General features: G+C 54.9%; 18 protein-coding genes and 1 tRNA gene. 6 read left to right on the plus strand and 13 right to left on the minus strand.

Translation table 11 applies throughout. The annotated features are described in order from the left end of the window. The first annotated feature begins 470 nt into the window (after nt 1–470). Together AB7S84_RS01715 and AB7S84_RS01720 are read left to right on the plus strand one after the other, a co-directional pair. Nucleotides 471–1391 carry a tyrosine-type recombinase/integrase gene (locus AB7S84_RS01715; RefSeq protein WP_020877587.1) on the plus strand — a complete coding sequence of 307 codons (921 nt, stop codon included), beginning with the start codon at nt 471–473 and terminating at the stop codon, nt 1389–1391. Nucleotides 1392–1496: 105 nt separating this feature from the next. Continuing rightward, nucleotides 1497–1814 carry a YhbY family RNA-binding protein gene (locus tag AB7S84_RS01720; RefSeq protein WP_040415624.1) on the plus strand — a complete coding sequence of 106 codons (318 nt, stop codon included), beginning with the start codon at nt 1497–1499 and terminating at the stop codon, nt 1812–1814. Here AB7S84_RS01720 and AB7S84_RS01725 read toward each other — a convergent pair. The 9 genes from AB7S84_RS01725 to AB7S84_RS01765 form a co-directional block, all read right to left on the minus strand. Then, complete coding sequence (locus AB7S84_RS01725; protein ID WP_428152797.1) at nt 1811–3685, minus strand: N-acetylmuramoyl-L-alanine amidase; 1875 nt, start codon at nt 3683–3685, stop codon at nt 1811–1813. The two genes, AB7S84_RS01720 and AB7S84_RS01725, sit on opposite strands and share 4 nt — an antisense overlap. Before the next feature lie 50 nt (nt 3686–3735). After that, entirely contained in the window at nt 3736–6348 is a 2613-nt protein-coding gene (mutS, locus tag AB7S84_RS01730; RefSeq protein ID WP_040415592.1) for a DNA mismatch repair protein MutS, read from the minus strand. 253 nt (nt 6349–6601) lie between these two features. After that, a complete protein-coding gene (locus AB7S84_RS01735) occupies nt 6602–7369 on the minus strand; it encodes a UPF0280 family protein (protein WP_020878592.1) in 768 nt (255 codons plus the stop codon). Then, on the minus strand, nt 7366–8469 hold the full coding sequence (locus AB7S84_RS01740) for a pyridoxal-phosphate-dependent aminotransferase family protein (RefSeq protein WP_020878593.1): 1104 nt from the start codon (nt 8467–8469) through the stop codon (nt 7366–7368). Before AB7S84_RS01740 ends, AB7S84_RS01735 begins: the two co-directional genes overlap by 4 nt. Before the next feature lie 147 nt (nt 8470–8616). After that, on the minus strand, nt 8617–9795 hold the full coding sequence (locus AB7S84_RS01745; RefSeq protein WP_020878594.1) for a deoxyguanosinetriphosphate triphosphohydrolase family protein: 1179 nt from the start codon (nt 9793–9795) through the stop codon (nt 8617–8619). Beyond that, entirely contained in the window at nt 9779–10294 is a 516-nt protein-coding gene (locus AB7S84_RS01750; RefSeq protein WP_020878595.1) for a DUF82 domain-containing protein, read from the minus strand. Before AB7S84_RS01750 ends, AB7S84_RS01745 begins: the two co-directional genes overlap by 17 nt. Next, on the minus strand, nt 10291–11073 hold the full coding sequence (locus AB7S84_RS01755) for a DUF4292 domain-containing protein (protein ID WP_020878596.1): 783 nt from the start codon (nt 11071–11073) through the stop codon (nt 10291–10293). The genes AB7S84_RS01750 and AB7S84_RS01755 overlap by 4 nt, the downstream gene beginning before the upstream one ends. After that, on the minus strand, nt 11073–12863 hold the full coding sequence (locus AB7S84_RS01760) for a tetratricopeptide repeat protein (protein ID WP_428152798.1): 1791 nt from the start codon (nt 12861–12863) through the stop codon (nt 11073–11075). Before AB7S84_RS01760 ends, AB7S84_RS01755 begins: the two co-directional genes overlap by 1 nt. A 197-nt stretch (nt 12864–13060) precedes the next feature. Further along, entirely contained in the window at nt 13061–14044 is a 984-nt protein-coding gene (locus tag AB7S84_RS01765) for a sigma-70 family RNA polymerase sigma factor (RefSeq protein WP_040416702.1), read from the minus strand. Nucleotides 14045–14238: 194 nt separating this feature from the next. Between AB7S84_RS01765 and AB7S84_RS01770 the strand changes: the two genes are divergently transcribed. The 3 genes from AB7S84_RS01770 (at nt 14239) to AB7S84_RS01780 (ending at nt 17305) form a co-directional block, all read left to right on the plus strand. Next, nucleotides 14239–14315 (plus strand) — tRNA-Arg (locus tag AB7S84_RS01770). 277 nt (nt 14316–14592) lie between these two features. Then, the gene (locus AB7S84_RS01775; protein ID WP_020878599.1) at nt 14593–15366 is read left to right on the plus strand and encodes a hypothetical protein; all 774 of its coding nucleotides are present in this window, start codon (nt 14593–14595) and stop codon (nt 15364–15366) included. Beyond that, nucleotides 15356–17305 (plus strand): ATP-binding protein, encoded by a 1950-nt coding sequence (locus AB7S84_RS01780; RefSeq protein ID WP_020878600.1) that lies wholly within the window; start codon nt 15356–15358, stop codon nt 17303–17305. Before AB7S84_RS01775 ends, AB7S84_RS01780 begins: the two co-directional genes overlap by 11 nt. A gap of 52 nt (nt 17306–17357) precedes the next feature. Here the strand turns inward: AB7S84_RS01780 and AB7S84_RS01785 are convergent, their stop codons facing one another. From AB7S84_RS01785 to AB7S84_RS01795, 3 genes are all read right to left on the minus strand, one after another. After that, nucleotides 17358–17990, minus strand: a complete 633-nt coding sequence (locus AB7S84_RS01785) for a LysE family translocator (RefSeq protein WP_020878601.1) — start codon at nt 17988–17990, stop codon at nt 17358–17360. A gap of 64 nt (nt 17991–18054) precedes the next feature. Then, nucleotides 18055–18816 carry a Smr/MutS family protein gene (locus AB7S84_RS01790; RefSeq protein WP_428152799.1) on the minus strand — a complete coding sequence of 254 codons (762 nt, stop codon included), beginning with the start codon at nt 18814–18816 and terminating at the stop codon, nt 18055–18057. Between the two features lie 60 nt (nt 18817–18876). Continuing rightward, the gene (locus AB7S84_RS01795) at nt 18877–19392 is read right to left on the minus strand and encodes an NUDIX domain-containing protein (RefSeq protein WP_020878603.1); all 516 of its coding nucleotides are present in this window, start codon (nt 19390–19392) and stop codon (nt 18877–18879) included. 315 nt (nt 19393–19707) lie between these two features. Here AB7S84_RS01795 and AB7S84_RS01800 point away from each other — a divergent pair, with 315 nt between their 5' ends. Next, nucleotides 19708–19854, plus strand: a complete 147-nt coding sequence (locus tag AB7S84_RS01800) for a hypothetical protein (protein ID WP_020878604.1) — start codon at nt 19708–19710, stop codon at nt 19852–19854. Between the two features lie 61 nt (nt 19855–19915). On the opposite strand, the gene AB7S84_RS01805 is transcribed toward AB7S84_RS01800, so the two are convergent. Further along, the coding region (locus AB7S84_RS01805) for a nucleotide sugar dehydrogenase (RefSeq protein ID WP_428152800.1) at nt 19916–20957 on the minus strand (1042 nt) is incomplete at its 5' end.

Here is a 20957-nt window from a genome sequence, read left to right on the forward strand (position 1 = left end):
TTTTAGTGAGCATTACCATATTAATGACATTTGATCAATTAAAGAGATGATTTTATGGATTCGGTCTGACGAATATTGATTAACCGCTTTTGGTGCGGTCTGGGTCAAAATGGTTTGTCGGAAAATAATGAGAATAATAAAAATAAACCAGTTGTCACAATACAAAAGAGAAAAACAGACATAACATCCAGATCAAAAAGAGCTTGACGGCCATAATATAACACAATATGTTTCTATTGCGCAATTTTAGGGATGGTTTTCAGACCGACCCCCCTGAAGTTCACCTATGGTCAGACGCCGATCGCATCAGCAGTGGCAAATTACTATTGTGCAAAATCGATTTCTATATATTGACTAAAATTGTCATAAATAAAAAAAACTGTATATCGATTAAATATTACGGAATGCTGCATTTGAATAGATATCAATTTGAACGAAGGAATTAAGTCTTGAATAACGGAGGATATTCCATGACGAGACTATTCGACCCTGAAAGTTCTTTTTCAATATCCGAATCGATAGATAATTACTTAGATGAAAAATCGGCAACAGGACAACTCAGCAGATCATCAATCAGAAACAGAAGATATGAATTAAATAGATTTGAAAGGTTCTGTAAGTCGCATAAAATTCTCTTTCCGGTTGACATACATAAAAATATAGTAGTTCATTATTTAAAATCTCTGAAAATATCAAAATCCTCTAAATTAAATGTCATATATGTTCTGATGGGATATATGGACTATCTTGTTGATGAGGGTTTGATTATCGAAAATATAGCTTCATTAATCGGCAAACCCAAAATTTATCCTCCAAAAACAGATTATTTGACATATTCTGAGCTTGAAATTCTTTTCCGTTCAGTAGCAAATCATTCCGGAAAAAAGACTGTTGATCGTAATTTACTGATGATGAGCCTTTTTACGGATATATGCCTCAGGGTTTCCGAGGTAGTCCAATTAAAACAAGATGACGTCCGATTGGATGCAGAGGAGCTGTGGATAACCCGAAAGCGGCATAAGGTTGATAAAATTCCTTTAAATCAGGATTTAATCAATAAATTCCTGCGATGGTATGATATTCGGCCGGAATACAAAGGCAGCGAGAGCGAGTGGGTTTTTCTGTCCAGTCACGGCCGGCCTCTCAAACCCAGACAGGTGCATTATATTGTCAGCAGTGCCCTGGAAAAGGCAGGCATCCTCAAGCGAAAACACGGTCCTCACCTCCTCCGGCATTCCGGTGCCAGTTTAAAGGCGCAGCAGGGCGAAAACCTTATCGTCATCCAATATCTCCTGGGCCATGAAAATCTGAACACCACCCGACGGTACCTCCACTTCAACTGGGAGGATCTCAAGGCGATGGTGGAAAGGAGTCCGGCTTTGGGGAAATAGGGTATTTGCGGCCGTCAACATCGGAGGGGCACCTGTGCGGAAATATCGGCTTGAAAGATGGTGGTGGGTCTGGTAGACACCTACCCCATGAAAGGGGAATACCATATGACGCGATTGACCGGATTTCAGAAAAAATATCTAAGGGGGTTGGCACACGGCCGGAAGCCTGTGGTTCATATCGGCCGTCAGGGAGTGACCGACAGCGTCATCCGCTCCACCCACGAGGCTTTGGACACCCATGAACTGATCAAGATCAGATTTGTGGATTTCAAGGAGAAGGATCAGAAGATCACCCTATCCAACCTGATCGAGGAGCGAACCGGATCCGAACTTATCGGGATGATCGGTCATATCGGGGTGTTCTATCGCCCGAACGAGGATCCCGAGAAACGACGCATCACCCTTCCGGCGGCACGCGCCTAACCTTTTTTGCTCGGACGAGGGTTCCAGAAGGCCGTTGGCGTGGTTTCCCGGATATACCCCCGGACGCCCTTGACGATGGCCTTGCAGAGATCCTCCTGATATTGCGCAGTGACAAGGCGCTTGCATTCTCTTTCGTTGCTGATGAAGGATGTTTCCACCAGAATAGCGGGCATCTGGGCCCCCAGAAGAACGTAAAAGGGGGCCTGTTTGACGCCTTTATTGCTGACGTATCTGTAATTCCCTTTCATCTGGCTGTACAGAGAATTTTGAACGTAGGTGGCCAGGCGGCTCGATTCGTTGATTTTTGAATTCTGCATCAGGTCGTTGAGGATGTTCTGAAGGTCGCTGATGGTTTTACGGGAAGTGGCGTTTTCCCTGGCGGCCACCAGAATGGCGTCGTCGTCCGTGGCCAGATTGAGATAATAGGTTTCGAATCCGTAAGCCCGGGGGCTTTTGCTGGCATTGCAGTGAATGGAGATAAACAGATCCGCATTCTGGGTGTTGGCAATGGCCGTCCGCTCCTCGAGGGTCAGAAAACGATCGCTGTTGCGCGTCATGATGACCTCGCATCCCAACTCGTTTCGGATTTTTTTCGCCAGACGCCGGGCAATGCTGAGGACCACGTCCTTCTCCCGAACCCCTTTGATATAGCCCGGCGCGCCGCCGTCATGGCCGCCGTGGCCGGCGTCGATAACGATTCGTTTCACGCCCAGGGCAAACTGTTTGGCCAGGTCGTTTGCCGTAATGGCGCTTTGGCTTCGGATGGCAGCATGGTATACGTGCGGCTTTGGGGCGACCAACGGCTTCTTGTGGGGCAGGCGCGTCTGTTTTGTCCCGGCCGCGACGGCTTTTGCAGGAGCGGTCTCGCCCGAATCCTTTCCCCAGACGTCGATGATGGTTCTGAAGGGATTGCTCAGGGAGAAAACCTTATAGGTTTTGAAGGATTTGATGTCGACAACGACCCTGACGACGTCGGGTGTGCACTGGCCCGCGCGGGCGCCCAGCAGCAGGTCGTCGTCAATGGGGACCGCCTTTTGAAGATCCTGACCGAGGCGGCTGTTTTCAAAATCGATGTAGAGGCGCTGGGGTTTGTCGCTGTCGGGATCCTGTTTCAGAAGATTGGGGGTGTAAGTGGTTTCCCGATTGCCGTCGATGACGACCCGGGTGTAGCTGGGATTCGACCAGTACCGGAGTCGGTTGATTACCGTCGGAGAGCCGCCCCGGGAAGACGCCGGTGCTTTGGGCGGCGATGAAAAAGCTTTGGGATCGCAAGTTTCTTCGATGACGATCAAGCGGGAGATGGGATCGTCTCCGGGGACATCGTTGGATGTGTCGGCTTTGAAGGCGGTCTTCGCCTGCTTGAACCGACTGCTCCGTTCCTTGTGGTAGACGGACCTCTCAGCGGATGCACTTTCTGTCGCAGCCGTCGGGACGGCGTCCGGCGCGGCGCTCCCGGATGACGTCTTCTTGTCTTCGAATGACCGGAGAACCGCCTGAGCCTTGGATCGGTAGCGGCTTTTAGGGTGCCGGTTGATCAGCCTGTTGAAGATATCGACGGATTCCTTTCGATCCGAAAGCCGCCCTGAAAGCGCGTAAAGGTCGTTGTAGATCTTTCCGGCCATGAAAAGGTTTGCCGCGGCATAATTCCCTCCGGGATTTCTCCGGTAGGCGGCCTGGAATTTCTGAATGCAGGTCATCCAGTTATCCCTGTATTGCTTTCGTTTTGAATCCTTTATGAATTTTTCGAAATAGCTGTGAGCACGATCGTATTCCTGTTTTTCCGTAACCGCCGGCAAAGGGCTGGGCAGGCACAGGATGGCGACGATGCTGATCATGAGCAGCGAAAATACGACTTTGCAGTATAGCTTCATGGGTTTTTCCGAAAGGGTGTTTTTTCTTATGTCCTTGGGTAAACCCGACGTCAATGGAATCGGATTTTTTCCTGCAGCTCATTCAGGGTGAGAAGCGCCTCCAGCGGCGTCATTCTCGAGACGTCCAGCGACTGCAGCGTTTCGACCAGAAGCGTTTCCTGCGGACGGAAAAGTCCGAGTTGAACGGGATGTGACGCTTCTTCGGCAGGAGATGCTCCTTCCTCCCGGCGAATGATATGCCCCTCGTTTTCAATCCGGCTCAGAACGGTCTTGGCCCGATGGATGATCGATTCAGGAATTCCCGCCAGCCGTGCGACCTGGATGCCGTAGCTTCGATTTGTGCCTCCGGGGACGAGCTTTCGGAGGAAAATGATCCGATCGTCCACCTCTTTGACGGCGATATTGAAATTTTTGACCCTTGGCCGGCTTTGTTCGAGTGCCGTCAGTTCATGATAGTGCGTCGCAAAAAGGGTTTTCACGCCTTTTCCCTTCAGGTCGTGAAGGTATTCCGCCACGGCCCAGGCGATGCTCAAACCATCGAACGTACTGGTTCCTCTGCCGATCTCATCCAGAATCACCAGACTTTGGGGGGTGGCATTGTTGAGGATGTTCGCGGTCTCCTGCATTTCCACCATGAACGTGCTTTCCCCCTGGCTGAGGTTGTCCAGTGCCCCGACCCGGGTGAAGATCTTATCGGTAACCGGGACCTCGGCCCGAGCTGCCGGTACGAAAGCGCCCACCTGCGCCAATATCGTCGTCAGCGCCGCCTGCCGAAGCACCGTCGATTTTCCGGCCATGTTGGGGCCGGTAATGATCAGGACCTGATTTTCCCGGGAGTCCATCCGGATGGAATTGGGTACGAACCGTTCGTCGGTGATCATCTTCTCAACAACAGGATGACGACCGTCCTCTATCGTCAGGATGCCGTCGAGGTTGACGTGTGGCCGATGGTAGTCATTTTTCGCGGCGACATGGGCGAGGTTCAACAACACATCGAGCCTGGCCGTGAAATCCGCGGCATCCTGAATGTGACGATGCTGGTCCCTGACAGCCGTTCGAACGTCGTTGAAAATCTCATACTCGAGCCTTGCCCGTTTTTCCTCGGCGTTCAGCACCGTTGACTCGAAGGTTTTCAGCTCCTCGGTGACATACCGTTCCGCGTTGACCAGGGTCTGTTTTCGAATATAATGATCGGGGATTTTCTCCGCATGGATTTTGGGTACCTCAAGATAGTATCCGAAAACCTTGTTGTAACGCACCTTCAAGGCGGTGATCCCTGTCTTCTTCTTTTCCTCCGCTTCCAGCCGGACCAGCCACCCTTTACCATCTTTGCTGGTTTTAATCAACTCATCAAGCACACTGTCGAAGCCGGATTTGATGATTCCCCCTTCGTTGACGGCTGAAGGCGCATCTTCCCGGATCGCCCGATCGATAAGATCGGCAACGTCCATGAGAGGGGACAAACTGCCGACCCACCTGAAAAGGGACGCCTTCATCTCCGACGTGTACTTTTGAATCTCCGGCAGCTTGAGAAGGCTCCGCTTCAGGGTGACCAGATCCCTGGCATTGGCGTGTCCCATGGAAATTCGGCTGCCGAGCCGTTCCAGATCATACACCGATGAAAGATGTTCCCGGATTTTTTCGGATGTGAGGCGATTCGCGCAGGCCTCTTCCACCGCGTCCAGCCGGGAGGTGATCTCTTCGGGTTTCAGGAGAGGATATCTCAACCAGTTGGCCAGCAGACGACCGCCCATGGCGGTCACGGTATGGTCCAGTATGTCGATCAGGGTGCCGCGGCGTTTACCGGTCTTCAGGTTTTCCAGCAGCTCCAGGTTGCGTCGGCTTTGATCGTCGATGGCCATGAAGTCGTTCAGAAAGTAGGTCTCGATGCCCCTGATGTGGTCGATTTTCTGCTTCTGTGTCTGGGAGACGTAGTGCAGCACGGCGCCGGCGGCCCCAACCGCGGCCGGAAGATGTTCGCATCCGAAGCCTTCGAGGGTAAGGGTGCCGAATTGGTCGATGAGCAGATTTTTTCCGAAGGCGGGGTTGAAGTACCGATCCGGGATGAAGGTGATCGATTTCCGGCATTCCAACGGCATCAATGCGTCGAGGGATGCCTCGTCGCGAAGGGATTCCCCGAGAAGAACCTCGCTGGGCGACACCCTCGAGATCTCGTCGGAAACGCCGTCGCCACCATCGGACTGGGTGACGCGAAATGTCCCTGTGGAAATGTCTACGTACGCCAATCCGACGGCGGCGCCTTCTCGGGCGACGGCAAGAAGATAGTTGTGGGTTTTGGCGTCCAGAAATTCGTTTTCGATGATCATTCCCGGCGTGATGACCCGAACGACCTCCCGTTTGACCAGACCTTTGGCCTGAGCCGGATCCTCCACCTGATCGCAGACAGCCACCTTCAGGCCCCGTTCGATGATGCGGGCGATATATCCCTGGACGGCCCGGCAGGGCACGCCGCACATGGGCACCGGCGAGGCTTGGTTCTTGTTGCGCGACGTCAACGTGATTTCAAGTATTTTCGAGGCCTTTTCAGCATCCTCGAAAAACAGCTCATAAAAATCGCCCATGCGGTAGAACAAAAGAGCATCCGGATATTCCGCCTTGATGGCCATATACTGCTCGATCATCGGGGTTGTTTTTGCCTGCATAATCTCAATCTTTCAACTTTCGGTATTCATGGGTCGGTGCCCGGGAGGGGACGGCCCGCGCCCCGCGCGGTTTCGTTCAAGTGCCGCTAAAGCTTGCTCCGGACGGCCCGGAAACTCGCTTGCGCTCAAACAATCCGGGCCCCTGATCCTCCGCGGCGCTTAAGCGGCACTAAAACTCACCGCTGAAGGGGCGCGGGCCGCATCCTCCCGACACCTTCATCCGGTCACCATTATGAAAGCCGAAAGTTGAGGTTTATTTAATGCCGACGGCAGGAGCGGAAGCGCTTCTCTTCAGGGTTATCGGAACGAGTTCCAGGTTGCCCCATACCCCCAATTTATCTCCCTTGACGATCACGACGCCCGCGACGCCTTTGATTCGCCTTCCAAACGCCAGGGCCTGCTGAATATCCGCCACCGATCGGACGCGGTTGCCGACGGCTGTTGCGACGGCATCGGCCAGAGCGCATGAGGAGGATACCACACAAACGGCATCCGCGGAACCCAAACTGAGAGAGTGGCCGATGGTCCCCGAGGAGGTGCAGACGGCTGTCGCCTCCCGGGATGCATCGATCCTGAGGCCGATCCTGAGGCTCATAGGGGACCTGCCCGCGAAAAGGGCGACGGTCAGGGGTGCATCGGCCTTGATGAAGACGTCTCCGCCGTTCTCCACGATGATCTCCGGGGAACAGGCAAGAAGCTCACGGCCGACGTGTTCGGACAGCGCCCCGGCAACCGCGGCCATCGGCCCCACCCCCGCGCTTTGGCCCGCCGTGATCATGTCCCTGATGACGGCGGGTGCGGGTCCGACGCTCTGCAGGGGCGCGAGAGACGTCGCAAAGTCGGGATTGTCCCGAATATACCCCTCGATATAGGACCGGTGTTTCAGCACGAGATCCCGGGTCAGGGATTCGAGATTTTTCCGGGCATGGACAAAAAGATCCGTCTCCTTGACCCTGACCTTGAAATAGGTGCGGCGGCCGATATCGACGAATTCTCTGTAGACGCGGGGTTCGTGTATCATCGCTGCCTGCCGGTGCCGCCGACGACATCCGCCAGAACCGTCAGAGCCTTTTCCAGAAGCGCCGTGTCCGCCTGGCTGCCCATGTGGCCGAGCCGGAAAACCTTGCCGGCCAGTTTGCCGTGGCTGCCGCCCACCACCAGCCCCTTCTGCCGCAGACGACGATCCAACTCCTCCCACGGCAGGGTTTCGGGAACCCGGACGGCGGTTACCGTGGGCGAGGGAACGGCCTGGGGCGACGGGAACAGATCGAGCCCCATATCGACGATGGCTTTTCGGCAATGCCGCGCAATCGATTCGTGCCGGTTGAAGCTTTCGTCAAGACCCGGGGCCAACAGCAACGCCGCGCCGGCATTCAAGGCGGCTACCCCGTGCCAGTATGGCGTGTAGGGAAACCGTCGGGTCTCTTCGATCCGGCGGAAGGGTTTCAGGGCGTCATATCCGTTGTAATCGACGCGTTCGATCTCCTCCCAGGCCCGGTCGCTGATGGACAGGAAGGCCATGCAGGGCGGCGCGGAAAGACATTTCTGTGAGCCGCCGAGGGCAAGATCCACATGACACGCGTCGACCCGGACCGGTGTGCCGCCCGCACTGGAGACCACATCGGCATAGAGCAGCGGCACACCCATGGCCTCCTTCAGCTTGCCGAGCCCGTCCAGCGGGTTGAGCGTCCCCGACGGGGTTTCGCAATGAACGGCGGTAATCATTCTGGGGTTGAACTCCTCGACGGCCTTTTCCACGGGTCTGAGGTCATTCAGGGTTTCATGGTATTCCAGCCCGACCGTCATGACCTCGGCGCCGATGGATCTTGCCATGTCCGCGATGCCGTAACCGAATACGCCCGTGGCGACGGACAATACCCTGTCTCCGGGTTTCAGGCAGCTGCGAAGGGCGGTCCACAGGGCAAGCATGCCCTCGCCGGTCTGGATGACGACCCGATTCCGGGTTTCCAGAATCTGTTGCAGTCGGGATTCGGTTTCATGATAAAGGTCCCAGAACGACGCCTCCAGACCCGGGGCGCCGTAATTGGTCTGGTAGACTCGAAGGATTTCTTCCGGGACCTTCACGGGGCCCGGAACCATTGGAATGGGATAAACGTCCATAATGATGAACCTCGCTTTCTTCATTGATCAAAAAGGGGCGATAGCGGCGAAAAAACCGTTCTTCTTCGTTTCATTTGCGGGCCCCCGGTCCGCTCCGGCACCAGGGCGTCCCATTCCTTCAGGAACAGGCCGGTCTGCCGGCGTTTATCACCGTCGGGGCGCCGACGCAAAGGGAAGCTTGAAGGGCATGGGTCGAAGCTCCGGCGGGCACTGGTTCAGAAAATAGGTGTCCGTCATGCCGGCAATGAAGTCCCGGACCACCTCTTCATTGCTGTGGGTGTTTTTGTATTCGTCCGACATGTCTGAAAAAAACCGGGTATAGATCCCTGATCGCTCGTCCCCTTTTTCAAGATCCTCCAGATAACGGTTGAAAAGAAGGTCGAAAAGCGTTTTCAGGGTGTTCGAGTGTTTTTTGATGACGGGGTTGAGGTAAATGCGGTCGTAGTTGAACGCTTTCAGGGCGTTCAGTGCATGAGAGATCTCGTCGCTGAAGGCGATGGTGTCGTTGTCGGCGCTGGTTTTGATGATATCGGTCACCAGGGCGTACACGATGCTGCCGTTGGTATCCCCCAGGAGTGAAACGCTGTTTCGGGGAAGGTCGCTTCGGCGAATCAGTCCCAGCCGGATGGCGTCCTCGATGTCCCGGCCGATGTAGCCGATGGTATCCGAAAACCGCACCACGCAGCCTTCAAGCGTCATGGGGGTCAGTACGGTGTCGGGATCGGCTTTTTTTTGATCTGTTTCCCGGTCGAGGTTCTCGAAAGTCTTGCCGCGGGCCGGCGCGATCCGCTGATTGTGAATTTCTCCGTCGTGGCACAGGATGCCGTCGAGGGTCTGGAGACATAGATTCCATCCTCTCCCCTTGCGCTCTACCTTGTCCAGGAATTGAACGCTCTGGACATTGTGGCGGAAATGTCCGATACCATGATCCCGGCAGAGTTTTGAAAGAAAGTTTTCCCCTTCGTGCCCGAAGGGGACATGTCCGATATCATGCCCCAACGCGATGGCCTCGATGAGATCCTCATTCAATCCGAGAAAGCGGCCGATGGTTCGACTGATCTTTGACACCAGTTGAACATGAAGCACCCGGTGAGTGATGTGGTCGTTCTCCACGAGATAAAAGACCTGGGTCTTGTCGATATACCGGGTATAGGCGAGGGAATGGAGAATCCGGTCCACATCCAGGGAGTAGGCCTGCCGGTAGCCGGCGACAATCCTGTCTTCGGTCTTTCTGCGTCGTCCGTCCCTGCTGAGTGCCGCCGACGGAGAGAGGATTCGGGCTTCCCGACGGTTGAAGATCTCCTGCAACTCACCCAGGTTCTGCATCGCCCATCCTTTGCCGGCTCGGGTTGTCATCCGAAAGCCCGAAGAGTTGTGCGACCCTCCTGCGCATACGATTTCCGTGACTCCCGTGCCAGTAGATTCGGCCGCATTCGGCGCACTGGTGAAAATTGTCTACGGTCTCGGCGATGTAATCGGGTACCCGGTTCAGCACCAACGCCCTGTCCACGCCTGAAAGCGTCCGGTTGCAGCGAATACATCTCGAAAACAGGTCTACGTCGGCGATGGAGATGCCCGTTTCCGTAATGACCTGTCCCAGCTGTTCGAAGGGATCGTTTGCGCGGATAAAGATCAACCGACCGTCGTGGGGTGAGTTTTTCAGCGCCGTGATGCGGGTGAGCAGGCAGCGCCCTTCCTTTGCCAGAGCGGTGCGTCGCGAAGCGGAAAAATCGTCTTCCAATATCGTGTCAAACCCGAGAATACGGAGCCATTTGCAGAGTTTTCCAAGGCTTGAATCCACGGCAAAACAGATCGTCGTAATCACATTTCCGACTCCAGCAGCATGAAGGTGGACGGCTCTGTCGAGGCTTGGCGCCAGTATCGTTGGATGCGAAGCCGCAGCCGATCCCCGCGACTCAAGATATCGATCTGAAACGGCACCTTGTAGCCGTTCATCTCCCGATGGTCTGAAAAATCGGCCGTATACATCCAATTCTCCCTGGCGTCATACATCTCGACCGATGTTATGCTTCCGGTGTCCTCGGAAAGCACGATCTTTTCAAGAATCCTTCCTCGTGGTCCCGACAGGGTCAGGCGTATCTCGTCGGTTGCGGCATCCGTTTCCGCGGCGGCATGGTCAAATTGTCGTATCGGGACCCGGCCTCTCAGGAATTCTATGATTTCCTCAACGTTCAGACGGATGCCGATCAATTTGTCGAGATTCGGATTCGAGGCCCGGGTCTTGAAGAACTTTTTGGGGGTGTGGGAGGCCATGAAAAAATTCTTCCCGTCGGCGGCCATGGTCGTCATCGGAAGCCCTCCGATGTTGAGAACGGACAGCCGAAGCTTGTCGGGGGCCTCCCCGATCCAGGCCACCCGAGCGTTTCTTTGTTCTCCGTCCCTGGAGACCAGACGAACGGTTCCCGTACCTTTGAAGGTGGTCAACGCCGCGTTTTGAAGGCTCAGCCGGGAAATCATGTTGCGTGTGTAGGGCGTTGTCTCCGTCGGCTTGGGGGCGGGCCCCAAGCCGGCACATCCGCCCAGAAGAAGCATGACTGCCGCCGTAATCAACACGTTCCGGATGTGTCCGTTGCGCCTTCCCATCAGAATTCCTCCGCCGCCTGCATCGCTTCACGGATCTTGTCCTGAATCTCCGACCGATCTTCCTCTTCTCTTTTGGATAGCGATTTGCGGTAGTATTCCAGAGCGGTTTTGAAATTGTTGAGTTTGAAATGCGCATCGCCCACGTGTTCCAGGATGATCGGATCATCCGGGACCAATGAAGCGGCCCTGGTCAGGTATTTCAATGCCTCTTCATACTCGCCCCGTTGAAAGTAGACCCATCCCAGACTGTCGATGATATATCCGTCGTCGGGCTTGTATTTAAGCGCTTCACGGATAAGCGCCTCCGCCTCCTCGAGATTTTTGCCCAGGTCGGCATAGGTATACCCCAGGTAGTTCAGGGCGTTGGCGTTCCGGGGTTCGAGGTGAATGACTTTTTTCATCATGGCGATGGAGTCTTCTTTACGCTCCTGTTTATCATATACCACCCCGAGGCGAAAATAGAGATTGACATTGTCCGGTATGGCCTTGAGCCCTTCCAGCAGGGTTTGCTCGGCCAGATGGTACTGCTTGGCATCCTCGTAAAATGTTGCGAGATAAAGGCGAAAATCCGGATTGTCCGGCACCTGGCGATTCACCTCCCTGAGGTACGCGACGGCCTCCTGGGTGTTCCCTTTTTCCTGGTAGTAAAAAGCGATGCTCACCACGGCATTGGGGTAGAAGACCGATGCCGGCGTCACCTGTTTCAGGTGTTTGAGCATCATCCTTTCGTTTTTGAGACCGTCGTAGGCGATACCGGCAATATAGTGGAGGTCCGAGTGGGTCGGCATGCCTTTCAGCATACCTTCGATAATGACGGCGGTCTCATCGTATTTTTTCTGTTCAACGTAGAACTGGATCAGCGTTCTGATGACCTCGGACTCTTCCGCGGCGGCCTTGCCCAGAGGCGCCAGAACGGCATCGGCGGCCTTCGCCTTTCCTACGGCGTGATAAAAGTATCCCAGTGCGAAGGCCGCCCTGAAATTGTCAGGCGCTTTTTCAAGGATCTGCCGGTATATCGCCTCCACGTCCCGCTGCCGGCCCTGTTGCCGGTAGATATCGGCCAACTCGAACCGGGGCTCTTCCAGATCCGGCTCCAAAGTCAGGGTCTGCTTGAATTCCTGCTCGGCCCTCGAAACGTTCCCCTGATCCGCGTAGATTTTACCCATAAAGAAATGGCCGACATATGAATCCGGAAATTCCCGGATCAGGCGTCGGTAAATTCTGAAGGCGTTGTTCCGATCGCCTTTTTCCATATAAACGGCACCGAGGCGGAGATAGATCTCTTTTTGCGACGGGTCGATCTGCAGAATCTTCTCGTAGATCGCGGCGGCCTCGTCTTCGTTCTTGAGCCCCTGCTGCAGTTTTCCATAGAAGATCATGAGCTGGATATCTTCAGGTCTGGCCGAGAGCATCTCCCGGACCAGCGCCAAAGCCTTTTCGGTATTTTTCTGCCGCAGAAAAAGGCTGGCCAGTTCCTTCTTGATGTAGATGGATTCGGGATCGAGTGCCAGGGCTTTTTCGAGAAGCTCGATCGCTTTTTCCACGTTGCCCCTTTTGCGCATCAGTTGGGATTCGATGAAATAACGGTATCGATCACCGTTTTGATCGGATCCCGATTTGATGCTGTCGATCAACTCGTCCGGCATATCCGTCAGAAACGGCGCCATGGAGGGGACGGCGGACGGGGAAATCGGGGGTGATGGCTTGCTTCGCATGCATCCGGCACTTATGGAAAGGCACAATATGCAGATGAGCGCGGAAACGACTGACGGTTTGATGATAATTTTCATGACGTTGTTTCTGGTGACGTAAGAGTTGATGCATTCGTAAAAGATCGGTGTTCAGACGGTTCCGAAAAAGGTTCGGGGCCAGGGCTTGCGAAACCCTCGTCAACGCGGTCGGCCGACAGGTGCGCCACGGCGTCGAGAATGGTGCGCGGCGCCGGCATCGGTCTTGTCGCGGAACCGTCAAGGGCCGGCGTCACACGTCAGGAAAGGCTGTCCCCCTCTCTGTAGGCGTCGAAGTCGACGATTTCCCGTTTGAAAAATTCCCGCATCTTTTTTACGACGTTTTTTTCCACCTGCCGAACGCGCTCCCTGGATATGCTGTAGCGGTCACCGATTTCCTGCAGCGTCACGGGGCTGTCCGAGAAGATGCGGAGATCAAAGATCTCAAGCTCCCTTGGCGTCAGTTTCTTTTTGAATTCTGATATCTTATTGTGCAGAAGCACGTCCATTTCTTTTTTGGCGACCTTCTCTTCGGCCGATTCCGCCCCCGTACTCAAAAAATCGATTCGTTCGGTATCCGAGTCATCCTTGAGTGGTGCGTCCAGAGAGACATCCCAACCGTCAAGGCGCTGGTCCATGTCGATGATTTCCCTCTCGGAAACGCCCAGTCGCTGGGAAAGCAGTTTGGGTTTGGGATCGAATCCCTGGTCGATCAGTTTCTGCTTCTCTTTTTTGAGCTTGAAAAAGAGTTTTCGCTGTCCCTGGGTCGTTCCGATTTTGACCAGTCGCCAATTGTCCATGATGAATTTCAGGATGTAGGCCTTGATCCAGAAGGAGGCATAATAGGAGAACTTGACATTTTTGTATGGATCGAATTTTTTGACCGCCTGCATCAACCCGATATTGCCCTCCTGGATCAAATCGAGGAGATTCTGCATCCAGACCCGCTGAAACTCCAGAGCGATTTTGACGACGAGGCGAAGATTGGAGGTCACCAGGCTATAGGCGGCATCCCTGTCGCCGTATTCTCTGACCTTGAGGGCGAGTTCCCGCTCCTCGTCTCTCGTCAGCAGTTTATAACGGCTCACCTCCGAAAGATAGCGCTGAAGCGGATCGAATTTGACGAGCGATTTGTCGGTAGTTCGCCGGGGGCCGGTTTTCTTTTTGACCCTCTCAACCTTCTCGACCTTTTCAGCAGCGGACCCGCTATCGGTTTTTATATTTTCGCGTTGTGAATTTGTCATCTTTTGAATATGCACCATTCTTGAAATTGATGATCTTGAAATTGATGATATCGATGATATCGAATTAAATATATTTTATATCAGTTAAGAAGATTTTTTCAAGGAATTAAAGAATGTTAACCTTAAACCACGCTGGTGCGGTTTTTTGTGGACATCATCGGTTACATATGTTATAGGCCAGATTCATTTTTTCAGCGCCCGTAGCTCAGCTGGATAGAGCAACGGACTTCTAATCCGTAGGTCGCAGGTTCGAATCCTGCCGGGCGTACCAGACATTTAGGGGAGCGGCATTGAATGCCCGCTCCCTTTTTCTTTTGCGCGTCAACAAAATTTTGAGGCACCAAATTCATTCTTTAACTTTTAACATGTTTGCTCTTTCTGTGCAAATATTGTTTTATAACGGTCTTATCCTCATGAACAGTTGGTCTTTACAGGTTTTTTTAAAATTGTTAGATGGGACGTAAAACAGCTGCACGATATCGATGTGATGATCATAGATCGGCCATCGATGTCGCGGAAAATCTCTTGCGGAAACCAGGACATCCACCATGAGCGAAAATGATTATGCCGACCGTGGACGATGCGGCACGGAACAGATGATTGTCGATATTTTGTCCAAAGCGGGAAAACCCTATCTCACCGTCAACCAGATCCGAAACCGCCTTCCCTCCGGGGAACTTCGACGATTGGGACTCAACCGGAAACGATCCGGAAGCGCCCAGGTGCTGGGAACCCTGAAAAGGGCAATCGGCGCATGTGCCGGGGAGGGGGGGGACCGCCTTGGCGGTGGTCTGCGGATTTACAGAGGACCGAAGGCCGTATACATCGGCATCTGGTTGTCGGATGAGGCGCTTATTCTTGAAAAATTAGGGCGGGAGCCGGGGCTGTCGGTCAAAGCGCTGGGGAATCGATTACCGCTGTTGAAAAGGGACTACATCGCAACCCTCAACCGTCTGACGGCCTCAGGTCGTGTCCACTGTACCTTCAACGATGCCTGGCGGCCGATTCTTCGCCCCGTGAAGCCGGCATCGATGCCTCGGAAGGTTTACGCCGGAGATCACAAAACCCTGTTCAAGGAGGCCTACGACCGCATTGGAAAAGGACGCGGATTTGTAAGGATCCATCGCATTCGAGCGGCGTTGAACTGGACGGATGAAACATTTGATGGACTGCTGAAAGAGCTCATGGCGGCCTATGTGATCGAATTGCACGGCGGAGATCCGTCGACGTTGTCGGAAAACGAGATCCGGCAATCCTATGTAGATGAGGGCGGCACCCTTTACATAACCTTGAGCTGGTGGGGAGAAGACCATGAAAAATAACCCGGAAATTCTCGACATGCTGAGGACGGAAAATCCTTTTGTATCTTCGAGTGTCGGAGACCCGATGAAAACTCGCTATCCCGACGTCACCTCAATCAACGAGACGGCTTTCATGGGCCTCGTCAATCTCATCGAGCAGAAAATCCGAACCCCCGATCTTCCCTGTGCCGGAATGGTTTTCGGCGAAACGGGAAGCGGCAAGACCCACCTCGTCAGCCGCATCCTCGATTACGGCAGGTCCGAACAGCATCTCTTTTCATACGCCTATATGCAGCCCATCGAGGATGCCGATCAGACCTATCGCTATCTGCTCAGGGAGGTCATCATCAACCTATGCTATCCTCTTGCCGGCAGCGGCAGGGCGACCCAGATGGATCTGATCGTCGAAAAGATCCTGGATGATGTCGGAGCGCCGCCGCCGGCGGCGAGGCGTGAACCGACGCCGAAGGAGCGCTTGTTGATGGATTTCAAGGAAGGGCTGAAGCAGGTCGCCCAGAGACGGAAAACGCCTCGACCCCTCCTGGCGGACCTCCGCCGCCTGGTGAAGACCGCCGTTGCTTATCTGGCGGCGGATGACGATGAAGCGGTTCGCGGCAGAGGCCCCCGACATGCGGATCCCGTCGATTACGCCCGCGAGCGGTTTCCGGATATTCCAAAGACTTTTTTAAAGGTGCTCTTTCAATTTCCCATTCGTGAAAAAAGGAGCGCGGCCATCGAGTGGCTCAAGGGCATTTCCATCGACCCCTCGGATGCGGCCCTGCTCGGCGTTCCGATACCCGTTCAGGAGACACCGGCCATGATGGAGCAACGGGCCCAGAACATGCTGGGGTACCTCGGCATGCTGCTGACCCGATACGGGCGTCCCCTGGTGGTCTGCTTTGATCGGCTTGAAAACTACGACACCGAGGCCAAGGTACGTTCCCTGGGAAAAATGATCGAGTATCTGGTGGATTCCGCTAAGGCCATACTTCCGATTGTTTTCGTTCGAGGCGCCCAGTGGGAGGAGAAATTCAGAAAGCAACTCAACCAGCAGATCATCACCCGCCTGGAGACCAATGAATTCAATCTCAAGGGGTGCAATGCCGACCAGGCCCTTGAGATCATCGGCAGCCGTCTCGACACCGTTCTCGGTGAAAGCGCGTCCGGTGATCTGTTTCCTTTTGACCGGGCCGAGTTGGTCCGGATTTTCAAAAGCCGCCTCCACAGTCCCAGACAGGTCATCATGATCGCCAACCAGCGTCTTCGCGCCATTCTTTATCCTGAAAAGGACCCACAGGGCGTTGTTACGCCTCTGGAGCAATTACAAAAGGCCTTCGACGCCTCTTTCCGTGCCATTGTTGCCGATTTCGACCGGTATCCTCCGGATCGGAGCCGACTGCGCCGGGCTCTCGAGCTTTATTTGAGCGAGCGACCCGAATCGAGCGGATTCAGAATCGTTTCCCTGCATTCCCCGCAGGACAAGTTCATCGATCTGAGGGCCGCCGTCCAACCCGATGACGGCGCGCTTTTTGAGGCCGTTTTCATCATCGATGTAGAGCATAACAGCCCATCCGTTCGGGCCGGCCTGAAGCGGGGCATCGATTTTCTGGAAAACGATCCCTCAAATCGGGCCTTTTACATCCGGGATCGGCGCTGCGAGATCCCCCCTCCCCCCCAATGGGCATCCACCAATGAGATGTTCCTGCATTTTCATCGTCTTGGCGGGAATGTCCTTCTTCTGGATCAGATGCAGGCGGCCCGGTGGTACACCCTTGCGCTGCTCAACTATGCGGTGAAGGACGGCGAGGTGACGATAAACGACGCGGAACATCAAAGCCGCGCCGTAACCGTCGATGAATTGAGCAGCTTTATCAAGACGTCGGTCCACGAGCAGACCTTTTCAGGGTTCTGGAAGATCGGTGAGCAGCTCAGGATAACCTCTCCGGCACAAGGCGTTTAACGCGACTGTCGGTGTCCGGGAGCCGAAGGTTGACGCGTAAGACAGGATGGGTTCACGCACCCGCCAACTGAGCCCAGGCGTTCCTGAAAAAATATCCGGCGAAAATCAGCAGTGCAAGGCCCAGACAGCGGATCGCCAGAACATAATGTCCGCTGTTCAGGAAATGTCGGGATTTCCCAACGGCCACGGCGATGAAAATCTTGGCGCCCACCAGGAGTCCATAAAAAACGAGGAGAAATGCGACGGCCGCGGCCGGAGCGACCCGCCATGTGTCCAGGATCAGAGGTGCGCCGATGGAGAGCCAGAAGAGGTAAGGGCTGGGGTTCAGGAGGTTCGCGACGACCCCCCGCCGAAGCGATCGTGACGGAACGGCGGCCTGAACTGCCGGATCCGCTCCCTTGAACATGAGGCTTTCATAGCCGAGATAGGCCGTGAAAAAGCCGCCCAGGAGGGAAATGACGCCGATCAACCGCATGTGATCCGTCAACCGGGAGAGCACCAGCACCGTGACGACGATGATCGGGACGTCGGTGAGCAGCGGAGAAAGGGCCACCTTGATGCCCTCCCGTGAATCCTTCCTGAGCGTTTCGGTGATGACCAGCGTGAGCAGCGGTCCCGGCGAAAGCCCCGCGCTCAAACCCAGCAGCGCCGCTGAAGCCATCGCCCCCGTAAACGTGATGAGCATACGGCAATCTTCTCCCGTCGGGCGGTTAGGATCTTTCCATGCACCCGGTAAGCCCGTTCGTTCCTTATCGGCACAGGCTCCCGGTACGCTTGAGCTGGAGGTCCCTGTTTTTTCTGAATCGCTTCGTAACCGGCCTGAGGCGAAGCAGAACATAGGTGGCGCCCGCGCCGCCGTCACAGGACCGTGCACTGGTGAATGCCAGGACCCATTTTCGAATGGGGCCGCGGGTCAGCCATCCGTAAACCTTGCGCTTGAGGACCGGTCCAACCGGTGATGAAAGCCCTCTGCCGTGCACGATGAGCACCGCTCGTTTGCCGTCAGTGACGGCCTTTTCCATGAACGTCATGAACGCATCCCTGGCCGCGGCGACATTGAAGCCGTGAAGGTCGATATGGTCCTGGACGGCAAAATCGCCGTTGTAAAGCCTTCGCGTTACCTCGCGGCTCACGCGGTACCCTCTTCCTTCCATATATTCCGGCGTATGGGAAACCTCGAAGCCGTGCCCGAAATCCACCAGCTGCTTCAGAATCTCAAGGGTCTTCTGTTCACAGGAGGTTTTTGGGTATCTGTTACCGGCATGCCGGTGTTTCGCGGCATGACGCCGCGTCCCGGTGATGGGTGTGACGTCCGCCATGGCATCCGCGAACAGTTCCTGCTCTGTTTGAGGATTTTCCCCTTTCGAACAGCCGTCGGTCTTGTCGGGGCCGCTGCGGTGTGAATCCAGGGACCGAATGTTCTGCGATCGTCCGTCGAGGAGATCCCGCAGGTTTTCAAACGGTCGGAACGAACCCTCTGAACAATCGTTTTTTGTCCGATGTCGTTTCATGGCGATCTTTCCCATGAAATCCAGCCGGCGCCGGCATGCCAAACCGTCGCCGAAATTACATTAAGAACATGATGGTTCCACTGATTCCGCCGCAGGAACCCGGGAGTCCGGTTTTTTCCCGAACGCCCTGTAATCGTAATAATCCCGGATGATGCGGGCATGGTCGAAGACGATATCGGCGGGAAGTTCGTGCTTTCTGAACACTTGCAGATTTCTTGCATCATCCATAGCTTTGGGAATGCCGGAAGCGCGGCCGATGTAGACCGTTGTCACGGTGTGATGCCTGGGGTCCCGATCGGGGGCCGAATAGGTATGGAACTGCTCCAGGAGCGTGACTTCAAGAGATGTCTCTTCCATGGCTTCGCGCACCGCCGCGGTTTCAAGGGACTCTCCGTAATCGACAAACCCACCGGGCAGGGCCCATCCACGGGGCGGATTTCGCCTTTCGATGAGGAGAATCCCGGGCTCCTGCCCTTTGACTGCATCTCCCTTCGGGGATGCGGGCATCTCGATGATGATGTCGACGGTAACCAGCGGATTTCGATATTGACGGCTCATAACGGTCCATCCTTTCATCTCGCTCCTGTTGACGCGCGAGGCGCAGCCTTCCCTCTTCGGTTGATTGTTCGTTTTTAGCATGCTTCGGAAGTGATGACAACGATCAAAGGCGGCGGTGAAGCCCTTGACGGATACCGGAAGAATTGGGTATAGGCATGACGCCGACATGAGGCGAGACCCGGCGGCGCGGATCACCCGGTTCGGGGTCGTGCGGAAGATGTTGTCGCAACCCGTCGATTTTGAGGCCGTTCCGGAAAAAGGCCTGTGTATGCCGCGTTGCTCAGGCATCTTCGACGGTGCCGGCGTCTTATCGATCGAAAGAGGAAGGATTTCATGAAATACACCTGTTCGGAATACCGCGAGGAGATGACGCTCCTGGCCCTTCGCCGCCGGCTTGTCGAGGAAGGGTTGACGGACGAGGAAAAACAACGGATTTCAGAGGAGATCCGGAAACTGGAGGAGCGGATGGACATGGCTTGAGGACGGAAAATCCGGCGCCGCCCCGCCATGTCGGTTCCGTCGGCTTGCTCCGGAAGACGGTTTATCCGCCTATCGACGGTTCGTCGTGGAAATGGGTCAGGGCCGGTTTCCCGATAGGGAACACGTTAAACCCGATGGTGTAGAGTTTCGCGTGATCCAGGATGTTCCTGCCATCGAAGATGAAGGCGGGTTGCGCCATGGATCGAAAGATTCTGTCGAAGTCCAAAGCGGCGTATTGAGGCCACTCGGTCATCAGCGCGACGGCATCGCAACCGTCAGTCGCCGCATAGGGATCCTCGGTATAGCAGACATCCCCCTCGACGCCTTGAAGCTCGAAACGCGCATTTTCCAGTGCCTCCGGATCCGTGACGACGAGCTTTGCCCGCTCCTCCATGAGCCGCTTTGCGATATAGATGCCGGGGCTCTCCCGGGTATCGCCGGTGTGAGCCTTGAAGGCAAAACCCAGAAGACAGATGCGCTTTCCGCTAAGGGTGTGGAACATGTTTCCCAGCATATTGACAACAAAACGTTCCTTCTGGTATTCGTTGATGCGTATGACGCCCTCCCAGTAATCCGCCACCTCGTTCAAACCGTAATATCGGCAAAGATACACCAGATTGAGGATGTCTTTCTTGAAGCATGAGCCGCCGAAGCCGACACTGGCGTTGAGGAACTTGCTTCCCAGACGGCTGTCCATACCGACTGCCCGCGTCACCTCGGCAATATCGGCATCGGTTTTCTCGCATAGCGCCGAAATGGCGTTGACGGATGAAATTCTCTGGGCGAGAAAGGCGTTGGCGACCAACTTGGAGAGTTCGCTGCTCCAGATATTGGTGGTAAGGATGCGATCCCGATCGACCCATCTGGCATAGATATCTACCAGGCTTTCCCTGGCGCGGATCCCCGCGGGAGAGGTGTCGGACCCGATCAATACCCGATCCGGATGCTTCAGATCATTGACGGCGGTGCCTTCGGCAAGGAACTCCGGATTGGAGAGGACCGTAAAACGCGTCTTGTGATTTCCGGCATCGAAAATTCGCTTCATGGCCAGAGCGGTCTTCACGGGGAGGGTGCTTTTTTCGACGATGATTTTCGGTGTGTTG

Origin of the sequence: Desulfococcus sp. (assembly GCF_050178255.1) — a bacterium.
In the GTDB taxonomy this organism is placed as follows: Bacteria; Desulfobacterota; Desulfobacteria; order Desulfobacterales; family Desulfococcaceae; genus Desulfococcus; species Desulfococcus multivorans.